General features: G+C 37.3%; 16 protein-coding genes. 6 read left to right on the forward strand and 10 right to left on the reverse strand.

Annotated elements, in window-relative coordinates:
- Positions 1 to 32: 32 nt before the first annotated feature.
- Positions 33 to 224 carry a 30S ribosomal protein S21 gene (gene rpsU, locus prwr041_RS04425; protein WP_018462900.1) on the reverse strand — a complete coding sequence of 64 codons (192 nt, stop codon included), beginning with the start codon at positions 222 to 224 and terminating at the stop codon, positions 33 to 35.
- 137 nt (positions 225 to 361) lie between these two features.
- The gene (locus prwr041_RS04430) at positions 362 to 2146 is read right to left on the reverse strand and encodes an aminopeptidase P family protein (protein ID WP_207155144.1); all 1785 of its coding nucleotides are present in this window, start codon (positions 2144 to 2146) and stop codon (positions 362 to 364) included.
- 160 nt (positions 2147 to 2306) lie between these two features.
- Between prwr041_RS04430 and prwr041_RS04435 the strand changes: the two genes are divergently transcribed.
- Positions 2307 to 3317: a malate dehydrogenase gene (locus prwr041_RS04435; RefSeq protein ID WP_207155145.1), complete on the forward strand. Its 1011-nt coding sequence runs from the start codon at positions 2307 to 2309 to the stop codon at positions 3315 to 3317.
- 1755 nt (positions 3318 to 5072) lie between these two features.
- On the opposite strand, the gene phoU is transcribed toward prwr041_RS04435, so the two are convergent.
- The 6 genes from phoU to prwr041_RS04465 all read right to left on the reverse strand — a co-directional run bounded on the left by phoU (position 5073) and on the right by prwr041_RS04465 (position 10460).
- Positions 5073 to 5774: a phosphate signaling complex protein PhoU gene (phoU, locus tag prwr041_RS04440; RefSeq protein ID WP_207155146.1), complete on the reverse strand. Its 702-nt coding sequence runs from the start codon at positions 5772 to 5774 to the stop codon at positions 5073 to 5075.
- A 43-nt stretch (positions 5775 to 5817) separates the two neighbouring features.
- Positions 5818 to 6600 (reverse strand): phosphate ABC transporter ATP-binding protein PstB, encoded by a 783-nt coding sequence (pstB, locus tag prwr041_RS04445; protein WP_207155147.1) that lies wholly within the window; start codon positions 6598 to 6600, stop codon positions 5818 to 5820.
- Positions 6601 to 6607: 7 nt separating this feature from the next.
- Entirely contained in the window at positions 6608 to 7507 is a 900-nt protein-coding gene (gene pstA / locus prwr041_RS04450; RefSeq protein WP_207155148.1) for a phosphate ABC transporter permease PstA, read from the reverse strand.
- Complete coding sequence (gene pstC / locus prwr041_RS04455) at positions 7507 to 8358, reverse strand: phosphate ABC transporter permease subunit PstC (RefSeq protein ID WP_207155149.1); 852 nt, start codon at positions 8356 to 8358, stop codon at positions 7507 to 7509. The genes pstA and pstC overlap by 1 nt, the downstream gene beginning before the upstream one ends.
- Positions 8359 to 9396 carry a phosphate ABC transporter substrate-binding protein PstS gene (gene pstS, locus prwr041_RS04460; RefSeq protein WP_207155150.1) on the reverse strand — a complete coding sequence of 346 codons (1038 nt, stop codon included), beginning with the start codon at positions 9394 to 9396 and terminating at the stop codon, positions 8359 to 8361. It lies immediately after the preceding gene.
- A gap of 77 nt (positions 9397 to 9473) precedes the next feature.
- Complete coding sequence (locus tag prwr041_RS04465) at positions 9474 to 10460, reverse strand: hypothetical protein (protein WP_207155151.1); 987 nt, start codon at positions 10458 to 10460, stop codon at positions 9474 to 9476.
- A 797-nt stretch (positions 10461 to 11257) separates the two neighbouring features.
- Here prwr041_RS04465 and prwr041_RS04470 point away from each other — a divergent pair.
- From prwr041_RS04470 to prwr041_RS04485, 4 genes are all read left to right on the forward strand, one after another.
- Positions 11258 to 12100, forward strand: coding sequence for a DUF3737 family protein (locus prwr041_RS04470; protein ID WP_207155152.1), 843 nt, complete (start codon positions 11258 to 11260; stop codon positions 12098 to 12100).
- A 2-nt stretch (positions 12101 to 12102) separates the two neighbouring features.
- A complete protein-coding gene (locus tag prwr041_RS04475; RefSeq protein ID WP_207155153.1) occupies positions 12103 to 13299 on the forward strand; it encodes a MalY/PatB family protein in 1197 nt (398 codons plus the stop codon).
- 255 nt (positions 13300 to 13554) lie between these two features.
- A complete protein-coding gene (locus prwr041_RS04480) occupies positions 13555 to 16437 on the forward strand; it encodes a M16 family metallopeptidase (protein WP_207155154.1) in 2883 nt (960 codons plus the stop codon).
- Positions 16438 to 16495: 58 nt separating this feature from the next.
- On the forward strand, positions 16496 to 17020 hold the full coding sequence (locus prwr041_RS04485; RefSeq protein WP_207155155.1) for a nitroreductase: 525 nt from the start codon (positions 16496 to 16498) through the stop codon (positions 17018 to 17020).
- A 35-nt stretch (positions 17021 to 17055) separates the two neighbouring features.
- Here prwr041_RS04485 and prwr041_RS04490 read toward each other — a convergent pair whose 3' ends face one another.
- Complete coding sequence (locus prwr041_RS04490; RefSeq protein ID WP_207155156.1) at positions 17056 to 18285, reverse strand: 3-deoxy-D-manno-octulosonic acid transferase; 1230 nt, start codon at positions 18283 to 18285, stop codon at positions 17056 to 17058.
- A 33-nt stretch (positions 18286 to 18318) separates the two neighbouring features.
- Positions 18319 to 19836: a glutamate--tRNA ligase gene (gltX, locus tag prwr041_RS04495; protein ID WP_207155157.1), complete on the reverse strand. Its 1518-nt coding sequence runs from the start codon at positions 19834 to 19836 to the stop codon at positions 18319 to 18321.
- A gap of 99 nt (positions 19837 to 19935) precedes the next feature.
- Here gltX and prwr041_RS04500 point away from each other — a divergent pair, with 99 nt between their 5' ends.
- Positions 19936 to 22014 (forward strand): HD family phosphohydrolase, encoded by a 2079-nt coding sequence (locus prwr041_RS04500; RefSeq protein WP_207155158.1) that lies wholly within the window; start codon positions 19936 to 19938, stop codon positions 22012 to 22014.
- Positions 22015 to 22117 lie beyond the last annotated feature (103 nt).

A 22117-nucleotide genomic window follows, 5' to 3' on the forward strand; every position in this document is an offset into this window, starting at 1 on the left:
AAATTCAAACCACCAAATTTTTTAACGAGTTTTTAGTCCTCGTTATTATGCAACTGCTGTACGTAGATGGCATGTTCCATCTTGAGTCTCTTCAAAACAGAAGGCTTGTTGTACTGCTGACGAGCGCGAAGCTCCTTTACAACACCTGTCTTTTCGAATTTTCTCTTGAACTTCTTGAGAGATCTCTCAATGTTCTCACCATCTTTTACTGGTACAATAATCATGTTTTTTGTTTTTAATTTATTTATAATTATATTACCACTATGGACTACTCCACAATGAGCGGGTGCAAAATTACATCTTATTTGCGAATTAAGCAAGCTTTTAATTGATTTTTTAACCAAAACCCATCAAAATAGCCTTAAATTTCCTCCGTAGCGTCAATCAGCCATCGTTTTTCGCTATCATCAAGATAAGGTAACAGTTTGTCACACACCATTTTATGATACATATTCAACCAATTCTTTTCCTCTTCAGATAGCATTGATTTCACGACCGGAAGTGTGTCAATCGGGCATAAAGTAAGTGGTTCCATTTGCAGGAATTGTCCAAACTCGGTATCTAGATATTTTCTTATGAGAAGAGTGTTCTCTATCCTCACACCAAATTTACCTGTCAGATATAGCCCAGGTTCGTCCGTAACCGTCATTCCTTCATGCAGAGGAGTACTCATATATTCCATTCGTATCTGATGAGGTCCCTCATGTACACAGAGATAGCTTCCTACTCCATGCCCTGTACCATGCAGAAAGTTCATACCTTCACGCCACATAGCTTCTCTTGCTAACGAATCAAGTTGTGTACCGCATGCTCCATCTGGAAATTTTGCTAATTCCAACTGTATATGTCCCTTTAGAACAAGTGTATAAACTTTCTTCTGCTCTTCCGTCAAGGGACCGAGTGCTATTGTACGTGTTATATCTGTTGTTCCATCCTGATACTGAGCTCCACTATCTATAAGAACTAATCCTGAAGGTTGTATAGGTATATCCGTTTCTTCAGTAGCTTCATAATGCACAATAGCGCCATGTTGTTCGTACCCAACGATTGTATCAAAAGAGATATCCTTAAACAGTTTCTGTTCGGCACGTAACCCAGTCAATTTTCGATCCAAGGATATTTCTGTTTCACCACCAGCCTCAACAGCAGGCTTCAGCCATTTAAGAAATTTCACCATTGCAACACCATCTCGAAGCATAGCGTTATGAAATCCATTAATTTCAGCACTACTCTTCACGGCTTTCATCTTTGGCACCGGAGATGTAGCAAAAACCACATTTGTTTTGTCCTTATCTACCTGAGTAACAAGATAACTGTTTGTCTCATCAGGATCAAGAAGAATGTTATAGGCAAAATATTTTCGTTTCAGATATGTAGACACATTATCATACTCTTGCACAGATATTTCCTGATTTGCAAGATATTCCTTCACCTCACCGGTTATCTTTTCTTTATTTATAAATAAGGTAGTATTTGATTCCTCAATAAGTAAATAAGAAACAAACACAGGATTACAATGTACATCAGTGCCACGCAAGTTTAATATCCACGCAATATCATCAAGTGCTGATACCAGCATACCATCACAATGTATCTTGCGCAATTCTGTTTTAATCCTTGTTATTTTACTTTCGGTATCTTCACCTGTATATTCCAAAGGTTGTATAGCCACTTTGTTATTAGGTATTGACGGACGGTCTTTCCAAATAGACTTCAATGGATCGAAATTTAGCCTTACGGTAATACCTCCATGATGCCTAAGATCAGAAATTAGATTTTCAACAAAAGAATAGGAGTTGACGGTACCATCTACGCCAACTTCGCCATTTCCGTCAAGCTGACGGGCAATCCATTCAGCCACAGTTGGAGTACCAGGCATCTTCAATTTCATAAGTTGGAATTCTGTACCGCCAAGTTGTTTTTCGGCAGCAAGGAAATACCTTGAGTCGGTCCAGAGAGCAGCTCCCTGCATTGTTACCACGGCAACACCAGCAGAACCGTCAAATCCAGAAATCCATTCGCGACCTTTCCAATGGTCAGCTACATACTCACTATTATGAGCATCAGTACTAGGGAATACAAAAGCACCCAAATTTTCTCTTTTCATCACCTCTCTTAAAGCGGCAACACGTTCGTTTATTATCATAAATATATTATTTTGCTAAATAGACATTACAAAGATAAAGTTTTTAAGAATTAACAACAAATTTAATGCTAAATAAATAACCGAAATTTGTTATTTTTTAGTAACTTTGCGGTCGCATGAAAGGAAAGAGATTTCTAAAACATTAAAATAAATTGTAGTTATGGAATTTTTAACTAATGACAAACTTTTGATCGTCGGCGCAGCCGGAATGATCGGTTCTAACATGGTTCAGACAGCTCTTATGCTGGGTCTTACACCAAACATCACTCTTTATGATGTATTTTCAGCAGAAGGTGTTGCTGAGGAAATGCGTCAGTGCGGTTTTGACGATGCAAACATCGTTTCAACAACAGATCCTAAAGAGGCTTTTACAGGTGCTAAATACATTATTTCTTCAGGTGGCGCTCCACGTAAAGAGGGCATGACACGTGAGGATTTGCTCGCTGGTAACTCTCAGGCTGCTCAGGAACTTGGTGAGAATATCAAGAAGTTCTGTCCTAATGCTAATTTCTGTGTTGTTATCTTCAACCCAGCAGACATTACAGGTCTTGTAACACTTGTACATTCAGGTTTGAAGCCAAATCAGGTTGCAACACTTGCTGCTCTTGACTCTACACGTCTTAAGGGCGCTCTTGCTAAGCACTTCGGTGTTAGCCAGGCTGTTGTTAAGAACGCTTACACATATGGTGGTCACGGTGAGAAGATGGCTGTATTTGCTACTCCTACAACTATTGACGGTGTTAAGTTGGTTGACGTTATCGCTGGTAAGGCAAAGGTTAACGGTAAGGGTATTACTTCAGAGGAATGGGCACAGATGCAGAAGGAAGTTACACAGGGTGGTGCAAAGATCATCGAACTTCGTCGTCGCAGTTCTTTCCAGAGCCCAGCTTACCTTGCAGTTAAGATGATTGAGGCTGCTATGGGTGGTGAGGAATTCAACTATCCTGCTGGTACATACGCAGACACAGCTCGTTACAACCACGTTATGATGGCTATGCCTACACGTGTAACTAGCGATGGTGTTTACACTAAGCCAGTTATTGGTTCTGCTGATGAGATTGCAACTCTTGATGCGAGCTACGATCACCTTCAGAAGATGCGCGATCAGGTTATCGGTATGGGTGCTCTTCCAGCAGTTGCTGAGTGGAACAAGCTTAACTCAAACTTGTAAAAAAGCATTTTCACTTAACTCTTATATATTTATAAGATTACAAAGTGAACATAATACAAAACAGACTGACAATAATGATTTGTCAGTCTGTTTTTTTATTCTTGCAAAAAGCCCAAAAGATTTATGTTTAATAGATCAGGCATAAAAATCACTAAAATCAAAGACCATTTACCGCCCCCCCTAAATAAATGAAAAATCAAAAAAAACATAAAACAAACCTACATTATATACATTTCTGACTTAAATAACTACTAATCAATATGTTAACCCATGTATATTAGTGCCTTTTCCTACATCTTTCCTACATGATTCCTACATTATAAGCACGTATTTGTACTTAAAACGATGGATTTTGCCCCAATCGCAATACGAAAGTCGCTTTTTAGGTTGGACCATTAGGTCATATTTTCATCAGTAAAGCAAATCACCATGATGTCTTTCTTGGAAATTATGAATATAGAAATCTCATTTCTCTTTGTAGATGAAATTTGGAAACGAAACTGGTTTATAAAACATTTTGATATGTCAATCTTTTCCGTAAGGGATTTCAAAAACGTTAATGATAATCCGTATCAGCTTAAAAAAATGTATTGTGATTCAGTAAATACAACTATGAATGTTTATGATCAATTCTCATTATAGTCAAAATGTATGAAGCACAGCAAATATAAAATCACCTTTTTCGGTGCGCCTTTGAGTAATAAGGGCCTTATCACTCTGCAAAGCATGTAGGATAACAGAGTGATTAGGGCCTAATCACTCCCTAAAATGTATAACAACGGACTCTCCTACATAAGCTAACATATTGTATAACAATACGTTTCGCAAAAACATGTAGGAAACGGCATTAAAAAATCAATAAACAAAAAATATTTTTGATAGTCATAATTCAATTGGTTTCATAATTTGACTGATGGAAAGAACTATATTGGAGAGGATCATGTGATGAATTTTGATAGAGTTATATAGAATTTCTGATTTGCACATATATAGCAAAAGTGCCACTTGTTAAGTTAAACCTACTATTCTCAACGAACATTTCTTCAAAACCATAAATTGATGATAAGATAGAATTTGTGGCCAAACATAATTTAAGTAAAATAGAATTTATCTATTTGTAGTATAAAACTTTATTAATAAAACTAAAGCTCAATGGGTTCAGGGCTACATCTAGAGAAGTGGCTGATGCAAGCTTCTTCCTCTTTTGGTTGCTAAAAATTATGCGTGGAATTATTAAATCCCCAAGTTTATGAACTGAGCCATAGTTTGTTCACTTAGTTTCTATACTTATTTTCATTCTTCAAATTCATTTCCTCATGTTTTATATATATGCATGGAGTAGATTTTAAATTATTCATGCTATGCAAGAACTTGATCTTTATACTCGATAAAATTCCATAAGGACAAATATATTTATGGAAATAGCATAAGTGCGAAAAAAACGCTAAAAGCAGGTGTGATTTGGAGTTTAATGTCACTTTTCCCCCGATAATGTCACTTAATGTCACTCGTTAAACCCTTATAAACAAAGGGTTTGTGACATTATGACATTAGTGGCATTAAAAAAACTTTTTCTGGTAGAATTGAGGTCTCCATCACTAAATTGAGTAAGAAGCACAAAAGGAAAGACAAATATGTTATGATGATTAAAATACATAACAAAAAGAAAAAGGCGAACCTATACGACCCACCTTCCTACTAATTTAAACAATTAACTAAAAATTAAAGTTCAGTTTATTTAATTGATAGTCTCGTCTATTTATCTTCTTCATTTTTAGCAATCTTTGGATGTCGCAGGTTCTCACCCATATTGGTGTATATTGAAGCCTCAGCTATATTTGTAGCATGATCGGCAATACGCTCAATGTTAGATATAATTCCATTAAGATTTATAAAAGTAAAGAGCAAATGGCGAGTTTCTTCTGGATAATGACTATTCTTGATCGTATCCTTTATAAGTTTATGATTAATATCATCTACCACATCATCGTTTTTGATAGTCCAGACAGCCGCATCATTGTCATCATTAACAAAAGCTGAGACAGATCTCTTTACCATCAATATACTTGAAGCCATCATATTTGATAGCACCGGTAGCATATGTTCAAAAACCGTTTTGTCTTCAATACGAGACAAGAATTTGTCTATATTCTTAACCTGATCACCAATACGTTCCAGATTTGAAATCATCTGGTAAGCAGACATTATTTTACGAATATCAGATGCTACAGGATTCTGCAATGCAATGATATCTATGATTTCATTGCTAAGACTTATATCATAACCATCTATACGATTTTCATTCTGTTCAATTTCTTGTTGAATTTCAGTCGGAATATTAGTGGTACCGTCAACTAGCAACTTATTCACTATTTCCAACTGGCGCATTACCAATTCCACCATTTCGTTGAAATGGCTCAATAAAGAATGTAATGCATTGTCTTTTGTTATTGCCATAATTTCATTTTTAATGCACGAAGCAATTTATAATAAATTAAACTTATCCGAACTTACCTGTAAGATATGCCTCAGTACGTGGATCTGTTGGTGTTGTAAACATTTTCTTTGTATTGTCATATTCCACCAATTCGCCAAGATACATAAACATTGACTTGTCTGAAATGCGCGCAGCTTGAGACATATTATGAGTAACCATTATAATGGTATAATCCTTTTTCAATTCAACGAGCAAGTCCTCTATCTTTGAAGTTGATATAGGATCTAAAGCTGAAGTAGGCTCGTCTAGTAATATCACTTGGGGACGAAAGGCGATGGTACGAGCGAGACATAGTCTCTGTTGCTGACCGCCTGACAAGAAGTTACCTTTGCTATGCAATGTGTCTTTCACCTCATCCCACAAGGCAACGTCACGCAACGATTTTTCTACAATTTCGTCACGTTCTTGTTTTTTCATGCGGATACCATTAAGACGGTAGCCTGCAATTACATTATCGTATATACTCAATGTAGGGAATGGATTAGGACGCTGGAACACCATACCTATTTTACGTCGCAAATTCATTGTTGGCATTTCATAGATATTATCTCCGCCAAGTAATATTTTGCCTTCTGTACTAATATTTGGATAAAGCTCGTGCATGCGGTTAATTGCTCTCAATAGAGTTGTTTTACCACATCCAGATGGTCCCATAATAGCTGTGATAGAATGTGCTTCTATCTCTGCTGAGACATGTTTCACAGCATACTTATCGTCACCATAGCTAATAGAAATATCTTCTATTGACATCACCGGTGTTGTTGTATTTTCTTTTGTATTTATCATTTTCTTTTTATTTTCTTTTTGCTCCAATCCATTTTGATATCAAATTGAGTATCAACACAAATCCCATGAGGAAGATTGTAGAGCTCCATATCAGATTTACCATGTTTGGATCATTATAAAACTGCCAAATCAACAATGGTACGGCCGAACCAGGCTTAGCAATATTCCAGTTTACATCTGGATTACCTAATGTTGTAAGCATCAATGGAGCTGTCTCACCTAAAACACGCGACACAGCAAGCAGTATACCACTAATCAATCCTGAGAAAGATGTAGGAATAAGCACTCGCCATATCACTTTATAATAAGGTGTTCCAAGGGCAATAGCCGCCTCTTTCAGAGTATCTGGAACCATTTTGAGCGACTCCTCAGTAGAGCGCACAATAAGTGGTAACATCATAATAGCTAAAGCTACACCACCGGCTAATACAGAGTATCCTTTTGTTAAAGGAACCACAACCCAGATATAAGCAATAATACCAATAACTATCGATGGTACTCCTTGCATAATATCTGCAATATCACGTATCACACAGGCATATTTTTTCTTACTGTTTTCTGAAAGATATACACCTATTACTATTCCCATAGGTATTGCTATTACAGATGCGATAAGAACCAAATAAATTGAACCAAGTATACCGTTTGCTATTCCTCCCGGAATAATCTCTCCATTGGCTGTAGCCATCATTGCTGTGAAGGTGTCTGGAGCTACTTGGGTAAAGAAAGCCAAATTGATTTGTTTGTAACCTTTTACCAACAATGTACCGATAATCAGGAAAACCATAGAGATTGTAAGGAAAGAAAATACCATCACAAGTATCTTAAAGATATTGTTTTTAGCTTTTCTATAACCAATTGAGGATAACAGTCCTGCAGTTTTCCCTATATTAATAATATTATCCATTATCCAATCTTTTTAATTATGTATTTTCCTATCGCATTGATAATAGTTGTTATCACAAAGAGTAGTAGAGCAAGCTCTATCAACGCACTCAACTGTAATCCGCTAGCCTCTCCAAACTGGTTTGCAATAACACTAGCCATTGTATTACCTGTTGAGAAGAGTCCATGTGGTATCGCATTTTCGTTGCCAATAAGCATTGTCACAGCCAAAGTTTCACCTATTGCTCTACCAAAAGCTAGTATGTAACTTGCTGTCATTCCAGAACGAGCATTTGGCAATATAACCGTACGTATCACTTCCAATCGAGTGGCACCTAAAGCATAAGCGGCTTCTTTAAGATCATTTGGCACCATCGCTATAGTTGTATTACTCAAAGATGTGGCATAAGGCACAATCATGATGGCAAGTATCAAGGCGGATGTGAATACTCCGAATCCCTGCGGACTTAAACCAGCCTCAACTACCAACGGACATAGGATATAGAAACCCCATAGACCATATATAATAGACGGAATACCAGCCAACAGATCTACTAATGTGCCAACAATAGATGCAAGCTTTGTACCGCGAAAATATTCTGCAACAAACAGAGATGTGCAGAACGCCAAGGGGATTGCGATAACCAGAGCCAGAACTGAGGTGAGTATAGTACCGACTATAAATAATAACGCGCCATAGTTCTCGCTCCCCTGGGTTGGATCCCACTGATCAGAGATCAGAAACCGCCATCCAAATTTGGATATTGACGGTAACGACCCCTCGAACAGTGAAAACACCATCGCCGCGGCTATCAAGACGATAACCAGTGAGGAGAAGAACAATACGCGTTTCAGAATTTTATCACTATTCATTTACTTCAGAATTCTTTTTCCTTTGTAAGTCACTGTGCGTAATATAGCTTTTGCTCTTGCTGCTACACCTGCTGGAAGTGGAGCATAATTGGTTTTAACAGCCAATGCTTGTGCATTGCGACTTACCATCCAGTCTATCAATTTCAATGTTGCCTGAGCCTGAGCAAAGCTGCGGTTGTTGTAAGCCTGATCTTTATAGATTATTAGCCATGTAAAACCAGCTATAGGGTAAGCTGTTGGGGCAGAAGAGTTGGTAAGCATAACACGTGTATCTGCAGGAATTTTACCTTTTCCAGCTGCACTTGTAGAAGCTACTGTAGCTTTGATGAACTTTCCAGCTTTATTTTGGATAAGTGCTGACGGTTCACGTTGTGCGAAAGCGTATTCAGAACCTATATATCCTATAGACCCTTGTGTCTGATGAATAGCACCTGCGACACCAGGATTTCCTTTTGCACCTACACCTACAGGCCAGTTTACAGTCTTACCAGCACCAACCTTAGAATGCCATACTTTATTTACCTTAGTAAGATAATCTGTAAACATATTAGTTGTACCACTACCATCAGAACGATGAACTACTGTAATTTCCTTATTTGGGAATCTTACACCTGGGTTCAATTTTCTCAAAGCAGGATGATTCCAATTTCTAATTTGTCCCAAGAAAATAGAAGCTAAAACAGTAGGAGTCAGTTTAATCTGCTTTACACCTGGTAGATTATAAGCTACAACTACCGCACCACTACATGTAGGAATATGAACGATAGGAGCCGGCATCTCTCGAAGTTCTTGATTTGTAAGGAATGCATCTGACGCACCAAAATCTACAATTTTATCTTTCAGACTGCGGATACCACCACCTGAACCAATGCCGCCATAAGTTACTTTAGCATGTGCTGCTCTTTCATAAGACGCAAATGCTGCATTATAGAATGGTTCTGGGAATGTTGCTCCTGCACCTGATATTGACTGCGCACTAACCTTGTTGCCTAGAGTCATCAGACTCAACAATGCAACTAAAACAATACTCTTTTTCATATAATTTTATATTTAAAAAATAATTTATCTTTTGTTTTTAACAGACTATAGTAATATAACTATCTTCTTATTTATGTTTATAAGCTATACTTGAAACTTACAAGATAGCTTGTTGATGTTTTAGAACCTGACTTAGAAGGATCACTTATCTGCACGTTAGGTGATATTGCAACACCTTTTGCAGGTAATATTTCAAGACCAGCTGTATAAAGGTTTCCGTCAGTAGCATTCCAACCATTGCTTGCACCATTGAGTTTCTTTGATGTTAAGTTATCATAGCGTCCAAATACAGCAAATGTCTTACATGGATTGTATGTACCCCAGAATGATAATCCATTAAAATTATGATCTTTTACCTTGTTATGGCCAGTCTGTAAGTTGTATTCGCCACCTACTGTAAACTTATCGTCTTTATAAGCTATCATGGCATTGAATGTAGTCTGAGCTTCCAATTTTTTCTGGTAATCTCCATAAACACGAAGATATAGTTTTTTTATTGGCTGATATGTCAATCCGGCAGAAACTTTAACAGCGCTATCAGACTGTAATGATTTGTAACCTTCGCCGTTTACAACCTGAGCATCAATACTCAACTCAGGAACTATTTGATATTTGATACCCAATCCAAGGTCTGCACTTGATGCATATCCATTAAGATCTTGGAATGATTTCAAAAGATAACGCTTACCCCATAAAGCCTCCTGTAAATTAAAAGTATTGGTACCTATCAAACCAAAGTCAATCGTAAGGCCGTTTCTTGAATATTCGCCGTAAGCATTCTTTATATAAGCGGTGTAAGCAGAACCCTGATAACCGTTATTTTTATCTGTAACATCCATCACTGCCTTTGCAGAGAAATAAGGTGAGAAGTTGTAGGCGTAACCTAAGTAGGCTCTTGAAATCTCGAAGGCAGTGTTTGTCTTACCATCTGTAGATTGTACCCTGAAATCAGTGAACACTGTGGCTATCGGTCTTCCACTTGGTTTAAATGTACTAGTGGTCTCCTGTGCCATACCTGCTGCTGCAAGCATAATGCTCATCACTGAAATAAAAATTCTTCTCATCTTCTTAGCATTGTAATTAATATGACTTTATCATTTCTAAATCATGCTGCAAAGGTACCGTCAGAATATTTCGTCTTCATTGCATTAAGATTATAAAGCCTTTACATATTTTTTTCATTCATGTTACAAGTAATACAGGCTAACTTTTAAAAAGTATAAACCCGAATAAAATCAGAAATTACACTTTTGACTTTATCCGGGGGATGAGTATCTTATAATAATAAGGTTAGCAACTTTACTGATAGAAATTATATTGATGAATATGCTGTTCACTATGACGGGACAGATTTCTATGATTTGTAATATAACCGTCTCCTTGTTACGCCTTGAAGCCCGATTAACGTCATCGTCATCTGTTTACTGTCAGCAAGTATATCCTTTCCTATATATATTATCTAATATTACTTGCTATACTTGAGTTTCGTCTATTTCTCTTGAATTTGCACATCTTTCTGTCTGTCGATGCAAAGGTAAGATGGTTATATTTCATAATCATTATCACAGAGTTATGATTATAGTACAAAATTGTTACGATAATATCGAGTATATCATTATAACGCTATAAAGACGTAACCAGGACATAGCTTAGCATAGCTAGATTTTCTATTTTTCGCTACCATTCCTTTTATTATAAGGAATTCGAACTCAAACGTAACCCCGTAGCTAAAAAAAAGAATTTTTATAGAGGGACATCCACGAAAATTATCCGTAATTTGTATACAGCAAGTTTGGTATAATGTTTGTATCTTTGTACCGTGAGTTTTAAATAAAAGAAAAAATAGGTATTAAACAAAAGTATGAAACTAATAAAGAATAAGGAATTTGGTGGAGAGCGCCCTCTCTTCGGAGAAAAAGATACACGACTTGAGGATATAACCATTGTTGATGGTGAATCAGGAATAAAATGTTGCGAGAATCTGGAATGTGATAATTCCAAGTTCTATGGCAAATATCCTTGGTGGCATGTTGACAAGAGTATTATAACAAACTGCTATTTCGCTCCAGAAAGCCGTTCTGCCATTTGGTACAGCAACGATATGAAAATGCAGGACTCTGTGATTGACGGTCCTAAATTTTTCAGAGAGATGAACAATCTAGAACTGGAAAATGTGAAAATCAACGATGCTGACGAAACTTTTTGGAAAGTAAACGGATTGAAGCTCAAGAATGTAGAACTTCACGAAGGCACCTATCCATTCATGTTTTCAAGCAATATACATGTAGACGGTCTTGTGAGCGATTCAAAATATGTGTTTCAATATTGTCATAACGTAGAGATACACAACGCTAAAATCACAACTAAAGACAGTTTTTGGGAATGTGACAACGTGACAGTATATGACTCAGAGCTAAATGGCGAGTATCTTGCATGGCACAGCAAAAATATAAAGTTAGTGAGATGCCACATAAGTGGCGAGCAACCACTATGCTATATTGACGGAATAATTCTTGAAGATTGCACATTCGATGCTGAATGTGACCGTACATTTGAAGACAGCACTAATATAAACGCAAACATAACTGGAACAATAACAGAAATTAAAAATCCGATAAGCGGAAAAATCACAGCCGATAAAATTGGCAAAATCACATACGATGAATACGCCAAGGGGAAAGACTGCATTATTGAAACAAGATAAATATGAAATACGATTTCGACAAACAGATTGAGCGACGCGGCACAAACTCATACAAGTGGGATTTACCAGAAGAAGGAGTGATCCCAATGTGGGTAGCCGACATGGACTTTGAGACAGCACCTTGCATTATAGAGGCACTGAAAAAGCGTGTAGAGCATGGCGTATTTGGCTACACACTAGTACCAGACAGTTATTATGAGGCGATAACTAATTGGTTCAAACGCCGTCACAACTGGGAGATAGACCGTTCTTGGATTTTATATACATCAGGCGTAGTTCCTGCATTGACAGCTTCATTGCAGGCTTTGACCATGCAAGGTGAAAAGGTGCTTATACAGACTCCGGCATACAACTGCTTCTTCACAAGCATAAAGAACTGCGGTTGCGAGGTTACTGAAACAGCTCTAAAAAGAGAAGGCAACAGCTTTGTTATGGATTTCGACGACTTTGAACGTAAATGTGCAGATCCAAAAGTTACAGTATTTGTGCTATGCAATCCTCATAATCCTTCAGGACGTGTATGGAAGAAAGAAGAATTGCTACGCATAAACAGCATCTGCGAAAGAAATGGAGTTAAGATAATTTCAGACGAGATACATTGCGAACTTATTATGCCAGAATATACATTCACACCGTTCGCCAGCGTGAGCGATGAATGTCGTGACAACAGCATCATTCTCAATTCTCCGTCAAAATCATTCAATATTGCGGGTCTACAAATTGCTAATATTATATGCAGCAATCAACCCCTGCGTAGACGCATAGACAGAGCTTTAAACATCAATGAAGTATGCGACGTTAATCCTTTTGGTGTAATTGCATTACAGGAAGCATATAACAATGGTGAGGATTGGCTTAACGAGCTTAACCAATACCTATACGACAACTATAAAGCTCTTAAGGATTTCTTTACGGAATATCTTCCAAAACTTGAGGTTATACGTCTTGAAGGAACATACCTTGTATGGATAGATATTTCAAGAATAGAACTCACTGCCGACGAAGCTGCGAAAAAGTTGCTTGATAATGCAAAAGTGAAGATCAACAGCGGAACCATGTACGGTAGAAAAGAAGGATTCTGTTATCTTCGTATAAACATAGCCTGCACAAGAGCCAACCTTATGGAAGGACTCAAAAGAATGGGCAGGGAACTTTGTGTATACATGGAAGATGACGACGAACATGGATGCCCCATGTAAAGAATATATCTCTATAGGACAAGATTAATAAAAAACAAGAAAGGCGGATATCCTGCAAAAAGGAATCTGCCTTTCTTTATTTACGTTAATCAAGAAGATAAATAAGACAAAAAACGAAAAAAACGTAACTATAACATATATTATACCGACAAAAAGTAATATTTTTGCATTGTCAAAAAGTTTACGGCACTTAATAACAAAACGAAAAATGCCATAACAACAGGATAGTAATTAAAGATAATAAACAAGAACCACATGAGAAAATTATTGGCTTTTCTAATACCTTTTGCGTTCTTTGCCACAGCAAACGCACAGGTGAATCCACTTAAAGTAACTGAAAAGAAACTTAGTAACGGATTGACTGTTTGGATAAATGAAGACCATTCACAACCAAAAGTGTATGGAGCTGTTATTGTGAAAGCAGGAGCTAAGGACTGTCCAAACACCGGAATGGCGCATTATTTTGAACACATCATGTTTAAAGGAACTGACAAAATAGGCACCATAGATTATACTAATGAAAAACCTTGGTTGGATTCTATATCCGCCAAATATGATATTCTTGCAGAAACAAAAGATGCTAAACAAAGGAGTATCATTCAAAAAGACATAAATCGCCTTAGCATAAAAGCTGGAGAATATGCAATACCAAACGAATTTAGTTCACTCATCACAACATTTGGTGGTACTGGACTCAACGCTTTCACATCTTTTGACGAAACGGTATTCCACAATAGTTTTTCACCACAATACATTCACCAATGGTGCGAGCTAAATAGCGAAAGACTTATGTATCCAGTATTCAGACTATTTCAGGGCGAACTTGAAACAGTATATGAAGAAAAGAACATGTATTCAGACAATATGCTAATGCCACCTGCAGAGTACGCAGAATCAAAAATATTTGCTGGCACACCATACGCCTACCCTATTATTGGAAGTACTGAGAATCTGAAAAATCCAAGACTTGGGGAAATGAAGAAATTCTACAACAAATATTATGTTGCGAACAATATGACGCTAATTCTTACAGGAGATGTAAATGCAGATTCTATAAGTAACATTCTAGAAAATACATTCGGACGTATACGCTCTGGAAATGTCGAGAATAAGCAGCCTTTCAAACTACAGCCACTCAAAGATTTAGGAACCATGAAGCTAAAGCTGCCAATACCTATTGTAAAGGCAGGGGGAATAATTTATCGTGCCCCAATAGACCGGGATTCAGACTACAATGCTTTCACGGTTGCATTAGGACTTCTTAGCAATAGCTCTAAAACTGGTCTTCTTGATTCACTGAGAAATGACAATAAGGTAATGTACGCCATTGCTATGATGTCACCATTCAAAGAGACAAACGTAGTTGGAGTTGGCTTTGTGCCAAACATACCGTTCGGTAGTAGAAAAAAAGCGGAAAAGATGTGTGTCGAGCAGATCGAGAAACTTAAGAAAGGCGATTTTTCAGATGAATTTTTAAATTCAACTAAACTGATGCTTGAAAAAAGCGCACAAGAGAGCCTTGAAAATATAGACAACCGAGCAAATATAATGACAACTGCTGCATCTCACGGTTTATCTTGGGATAGAGTCCTTGACAAAGGAAAAGATATTGCTGCCGTGAGTCGTAAGGACATCATGCGAGTAGCTCAAAAATATTTCAGCGATGACTGTGTTAGAGCTATTAAAACATTCGGCCATTATCAGAAGGACAAAGTGAGCCAACCAGGATACTCTCCTATTAAGCCAAAACATGCTGGCGAAGAGTCTGAATATGCAAAAGAAATAAAGGCAATACCAACTCAGGACATAAAGCCAAAATTAGTTGATTTCACTAAAGATGCCAACACGATAACATTAGCACCTAAAGCAAGACTTTATACTGTTAAGAATCCGTCAAACGATTTATTTAAGTTGGAACTAATATATCATAGAGGAACTGACAACGATAATCGCATTGGTGACGTTGCCGAATACATAGGAAATGTTGGAACTGAAAAAAACACCAAAAATGAATTTGCTAAAGCAATGCAGAAAATTGGAAGTTCATATAGTATTGATGCCAATAGAAACAAATTTATAATAACATTAAGTGGTTTCGACAATAACTTATCAGCTTCTCTGAAATTGCTGCGCGAACTTCTTGACAGTCCGAAGGCTGACAAAAAGAAATTCAACGAAATTATAAAAGACAAGAAACTTGAAGAAAAGACTGCTTTCAAAGACAATGCTAACATTGCCGATATTATGAGTCAGAAAATAATGTATGGCAACAATTCTATTTATATTAAGAGAAGCTGTGCGAAAGACTATAAGAAAATCAAACCAGAGGATTTGATAAATCTGTTTAAAGATATACAGAACTATGATCTAAGTATTGTGTATAGCGGAAAACTAAAGGATTCTGAAGTGGAGAATATGATAAAGCAGGAAATACCTGTAGACAGAAGTAAACTTGATTATGAACCAGTCAACTACAAGTTAGAAAGATATATAACGCCTACTATTTATATATATAACAATCCGAAAGCACGCCAGACAGTGATAGGTTCATACGTGAACATGCCACAAATGCCAACTGAAGAAGATCGTGAACGATTAGAATTATGGGGAAATTACTTCGGATCAGGGATGTCATCAGTGTTGTTCCAGGAAATAAGAGAGTTCCGTGCCTATGCATACTATTCTCACGGATATACGCAGATGCCACCATTACCTCACTGCGCAAATTATCCTACTGGATTCATATCAAAAATGGGAGTACAATCAGACAAAAGTATGGCAGCATTTGAAGTTCTTGACAGCTTATATAAGAATATGCCATTAAGAGAAAAAAATATAATGGCTGCAAAACAATCAGAAATAAATAGCATTAATAACCATTACCCTGACTTTCGCAGTATGGGTAGCACCATCGATTCATATATTATGAAGGGGTATACTGCTGATCCAAATACAGCGGCAACATCTATAATTCCACAACTGGGCTTTGGTGACTGCAAAAAATTTTACGACGATTATGTGAAAAACAAACCTATAATATATTATATTGTAGGAAATATGAAGAACATAAATCGTGATAGTCTTGCAAAATACGGCAAAGTGGTAGAAATGAAGAAGGATGATATATTTCACAAATGATAGAGAAAAATCAAATTAAATGAGTAAATTTGCTACATCACATTAAATAAACACGATTATGGACAACGAAGTTTTAAAAGCAATTAGAGAACGTCGAAGCATTAGACGTTTCAAGCCCGAACAGATTCACGATGAAGAACTAAAAACGATTCTAGAAGCAGGAACATGGGCTGCAACGGGAAAGGGAAAGCAAGACTCGTGGATAGTAGCGGTTCAAAACAAGGAAACATGTGATAAGCTGAGAAGAATGAACGCTAAGGTTATGGAAACAGAAGCCGATCCTTACTACGGAGCACCAACAATCATAATTGTGTTTGGCTCTGCAGATTGGAGAAATAACATAAAAGACGGAAGTCTGGTTATCGGCAATATGATGCTTGCCGCTCACTCAATAGGACTAGCAAGCTGTTGGATTAATCGTGAAGACACAATGTTTGAAACAGAAGAAGGTAAACAGTTGCTTAAAGATTGGGAACTGCCTGACGATATTGTTGGAATCGGAGCAATATCACTTGGCTATGCTTCAGCCCACCCTCACATTGTGAAACCAAGAAAAGAAAACTATTACAGAATTATAAAATAAAAAAATAGCGGTTCCTTTGTAGAACCGCTATTTCTTTATTTATCTAAAGATATATACGATATAACCTTCTTTGATGCTCCAGAAAGGCTCATAACGAACTTACCAGCCGACTTACCGGAGTTCTCTAAGAATTCATCTCCATTTTCAAACTTCGACATGAATTCATAGAAACTATCATAATCTGTAATCTCGAATCCTCCGTTAGCCTTCATTAGCCCCTGAGCTTCTTGAAAATGCTTATTGTTTGGACCAAAGATAACAGGAATATCCCATACTGCTGCTTCTAATACATTATGGATTCCAACGCCGAAACCTCCGCCGACATAAGATACCGTACCATAATTATAAATAGAAGACAACAAACCGAAACAGTCGATAATCAATATCTCAGCATCAGCAACATTGTCTACAGTAGCTTGAGTATAGCGTACCACCTTGCGACCTTCGACATGGTTAAGAATCTGTTTTATATGATCCTCACCAATCACATGAGGCGCAATGATAAGTTTCCAATCACTCCTATTATTAAAATACTTAAGGAAAATATCCTCATCAGGCTGCCATGATGAACCAGCAACAAACACCTTCTTGGCGTTTTTGGTAAAACTCTCCACAATAGGCAGATGTTTGCTGGCTTCCTTTATTTGGAGTACGCGGTCGAAACGCGTATCACCAACAACATCAACTTCTGTTATACCAAATTTGCCAAGCAATTCCTTGCTCTCATTATTCTGTACAAAGAAATGAGTAAAACATTTCAATACTGTGCGATACTGACGACCATACCACTTAAAGAAGATCTGATCTGGACGAAAAATACTGCTTACACTGTATACAGGTATATTGCGATGCTTTAGTATGTGCAAGTAATTATACCAGAATTCATACTTTATAAAGAATGCCATCACCGGTCTAACAGCACGAAGGAAACGACGCGCATTGCGTATTGTATCCAAAGGCAGGTAACAAATGATGTCTGCACCCTCATAATTTTTTCTCACTTCATAACCCGAAGGAGAAAAGAAAGTAAGAAGTATCTTGTATTCAGGATAATCTTTACGTATACTTTCTATTAACGGTCGCCCCTGTTCAAACTCTCCAAGTGAAGCTGCATGAAACCAGATGTATTTGGCATCCGGATCAACATTCTCTTTCAAGACATCTATGGCCTTGCGTTCGCCAGCCCACATCTTCTTAACTTTCTTACTAAAGAGGCTTGCGATTGCCACCCCTAAAAGATAAAGGTATATTATTATATTATACACTATCTCTGATGGTTATTTCTTCTTGTTGTTTAGTTACTTCAATACTTCGATTGCTTTACGCAAACGCACTAGAGTCTCTTCCTTTCCAAGGAAGGCGGAAATATCAAACATCCCCGGTCCCTTTCCTATGCCAACAAGAGTTAATCGGAACGCATTCATAACGTCACCCAACTTATATTCTTTTTCTTCGACCCACTTCATAACAACAGACTCCTGATTTTCTACTGAGAAATCCTCAATACTCTCAAGAACATCTGCCAATTCTGTCATCTGCTGTGCAGAATATTCCTTCCAACGTTTCTTCACCGTCTTTTCATCATACTCAGACGGCTGAACAAAGAAGAAAGAACACAATGGCCACAATTCGTTTACGAAATTCACACGATCCTTCATCATGTGAACAACCTCAGTAATTCTTTCAATTGATTCGTTAACCCCATTATTCGCAACAATAGGTGCAAACAATGCAGCTATCTCATCATCGCTCTTACGAAGAATATACTCATGATTAAACCAAATGCCTTTCTGGAAATCAAACTTGGCGCCTGCCTTTGAACATCTGCTGATATCAAACGCTTTAACCAATTCATCAAGTGAAAACAGTTCCTGTTCTGTACCAGGATTCCAACCAAGAAGAGCAAGGAAGTTAACAACAGCCTCTGGGAAGTAACCGTTTTCGCGATAACCTGATGAAACTTCACCAGTCTTTGGGTCATGCCATTCCAATGGGAATACAGGGAAACCAAGACGGTCACCATCACGCTTACTGAGTTTGCCTTTGCCTTCTGGCTTCAACAACAATGGAAGATGTGCAAAACGTGGCATTGTATCTTCCCAACCGAAAGCTCTATAGAGCAATACGTGCAATGGCGCACTAGGCAACCATTCCTCACCACGGATAACATGTGTGATTTCCATCAAGTGGTCATCAACGATATTAGCCAAATGATAAGTAGGAAGTTCGTCAGCACTCTTATAAAGCACCTTATCATCAAGAATATCACTCTTAATAACAACGTCACCACGAATCATGTCATTGACGTGAACATCAATTCCAGGCTCAATCTTGAAACGAACTGTATATTGAACTCCATCCTCAATCAACTTATCAACTTCCTCTTTTGAGAGAGTAAGCGAATTACGCATCAGAAGACGAGTATGTGCATCATATTGAAAGTTATGTATTTCAGTGTGTTTTGCCTCCAATTCCTCAGGAGTGTCAAAAGCTACATAAGCATTACCGCTGTCAAGCAACTGCTTAACATACTGCTTATAAATATCACGGCGCTCACTCTGACGATAAGGTCCATGTTTGCCACCGAAGCTGACACCTTCATCAAATTTTATACCAAGCCAACGGAATGACTCAAGGATATATTCCTCGGCACCTTCAACAAAACGATGGGAGTCAGTATCTTCTATTCTGAATACAAGTTCACCTCCATGCTGACGCGCAAAGAGGTAATTATAAAGGGCTGTGCGCACACCGCCGATATGCAAAGCACCAGTCGGACTAGGTGCAAAACGCACCCTTACTTTTCTATCTGACATATCTAAAGATAATAATTTTGTGCAAAATTAATATATTTTTTCCAGTATTGCGTATTTTTTTAGTATTTTCGCATTGTAAAACAGATAATACAAGTAATAATGAATATAATAATGAAATACGAGAGTAAATATTGGCGCAATATATTTACGCGAATTGCTCTGATCGCCATTTCGGTTTTGGTAATTGTTTGGTTTATGCCACGCAATGAAGCACAAAGAATGAAATATGACATAGGTAAGCCATGGATGTATGGTTCATTCATTGCTAAATTTGATTTTCCTATTTACAAAACCGACGAAAACATTAAGTCTGAACAAGACTCTATGCTGAAACATTTCGAACCGTACTATAACTATAATATGAATCTTGCACGAAACGAAATTGCAAAATTCAAAAACGATTTCAAATTTGGAATAGAAGGAATGCCTATTGAATACATAAATATTATCGCTAATAAACTACAAAAAATTTATCAAACAGGAATTATAAAAACCCCGGAATACAGTAGTATGGCAAGGGATACCTCTAACTTGATTAGAGTTGTTGTGGGAAAACAAGCAAGAAGTGTACAGATAAATAAGGTATACTCTACCATGACTGCATACGAAGAACTACTTAAAGATAAAGAACTTGCTAAATACAGAATGGAGTTACAAAAGTGTAACCTTACTGATTATATTGCTGCAAACCTAACATACGACAAAAGCAGATGTGATGCTGAAAGGAACGATCTATTAGGGAGCATTCCTCTTGCAAGTGGAATGGTTATGAGCGGTCAGAAGATTATTGATCGAGGTGAAATTATTGATGAATATACATACCGGGTTTTGAGTTCTTTTGAACGTGAAATGCAGAGACGCAATGCCACGGTAACCGAAATTACAACTACCCTTATAGGACAGATAATGTATGTAACCATATTGATTACGCTATTAACGATATATCTGGCACTGTTCCGGCAAGATTATTTTTCTAAGCCTCGAAGCATTATGATGCTCTATTCCATCATAACTATATTTCCGGTTTTGGTATCAATAATGATGGTGCATAACATATTTAGTGTGTATATAATACCGTTTGCCATGGTTCCTATTTTTGTACGTGTGTTCATGGATTCGCGAACGGCGTTTATTGCCCATGCCACAATGGTTCTGATATGTGCAGCAGCAGTGAAATATCAATATGAATTTATCATCATCCAACTAGTTGCGGGACTAATTGCAATATACTCACTTAGAGAAATGTCAAAAAGGGCGCAGGTTTTCAAAACGGCGTTATTAGTGAATATAGGCAGTATCGTGGTGTATTTTGCTTTGCAGATGATACAAAACAACGATGTATTGAAAATGGATCATGACATGTATTTACATTTTGTATTCAATGGGATATTCCTTTTGCTTGCATATCCATTGATGTACTTGATAGAAAGAACCTTCGGATTTGTATCAGACGTTTCACTATTCGAACTTTCAAATACCAACAGGGGTATTCTTAGAGATTTGAGCGAAATAGCTCCAGGTACATTCCAGCATTCAATAACTGTGGGAAATCTGGCTGCGGAAATAGCAAACAAAATTGGTGCAGAAAGTCTACTCGTACGTACGGGTGCATTATATCATGATATCGGAAAGATTTTAAATCCTGTATTCTTTACTGAGAATCAAGCTGGTGTGAATCCTCACAACAACATGCGATGTGAAGAAAGTGCAAGGATTATTATTAGTCACGTTAACGACGGAGTGAAACTTGCCGAAAAATATGGCTTGCCAAACATTATAAAGGATTTCATACTAACACATCATGGCAAGAGTATGGCAAAGTATTTCTATATTAAATATAAGAACGAGCATCCCGATGAAGTGGTTGACGAAAAATTATTTGAATATCCTGGTCCAAATCCATTCACTCGTGAACAGGCTATATTGATGATGGCTGATACCACAGAAGCAGCTTCGAGATCTTTGGAAGAATATACCGAAGAAAGCATAAGCAACATGGTAAACAAACTAATTGACGAGAAAGTGTCAGCAGGATATTTCACAGAATGCCCTATCACTTTCCGTGATATAAGTGTTGCAAAACACATTCTGATAGAACGTCTGAAAGCTATTTATCATACAAGAATACAATATCCTGAACTTAAGAAAAATACCAGACCTGATACTTTCTCTGTATAGTTGTTGCACATTATTTTTTAATATGTGCAACATTCTTGCACAAAATTACCTATATGAGCATAAATTTCGTTCGCATTTGTTAACTGGTTTTAAATAAACAGCA

This window comes from Prevotella herbatica, from assembly GCF_017347605.1.
Taxonomy (GTDB): Bacteria; Bacteroidota; Bacteroidia; order Bacteroidales; family Bacteroidaceae; genus Prevotella; species Prevotella herbatica.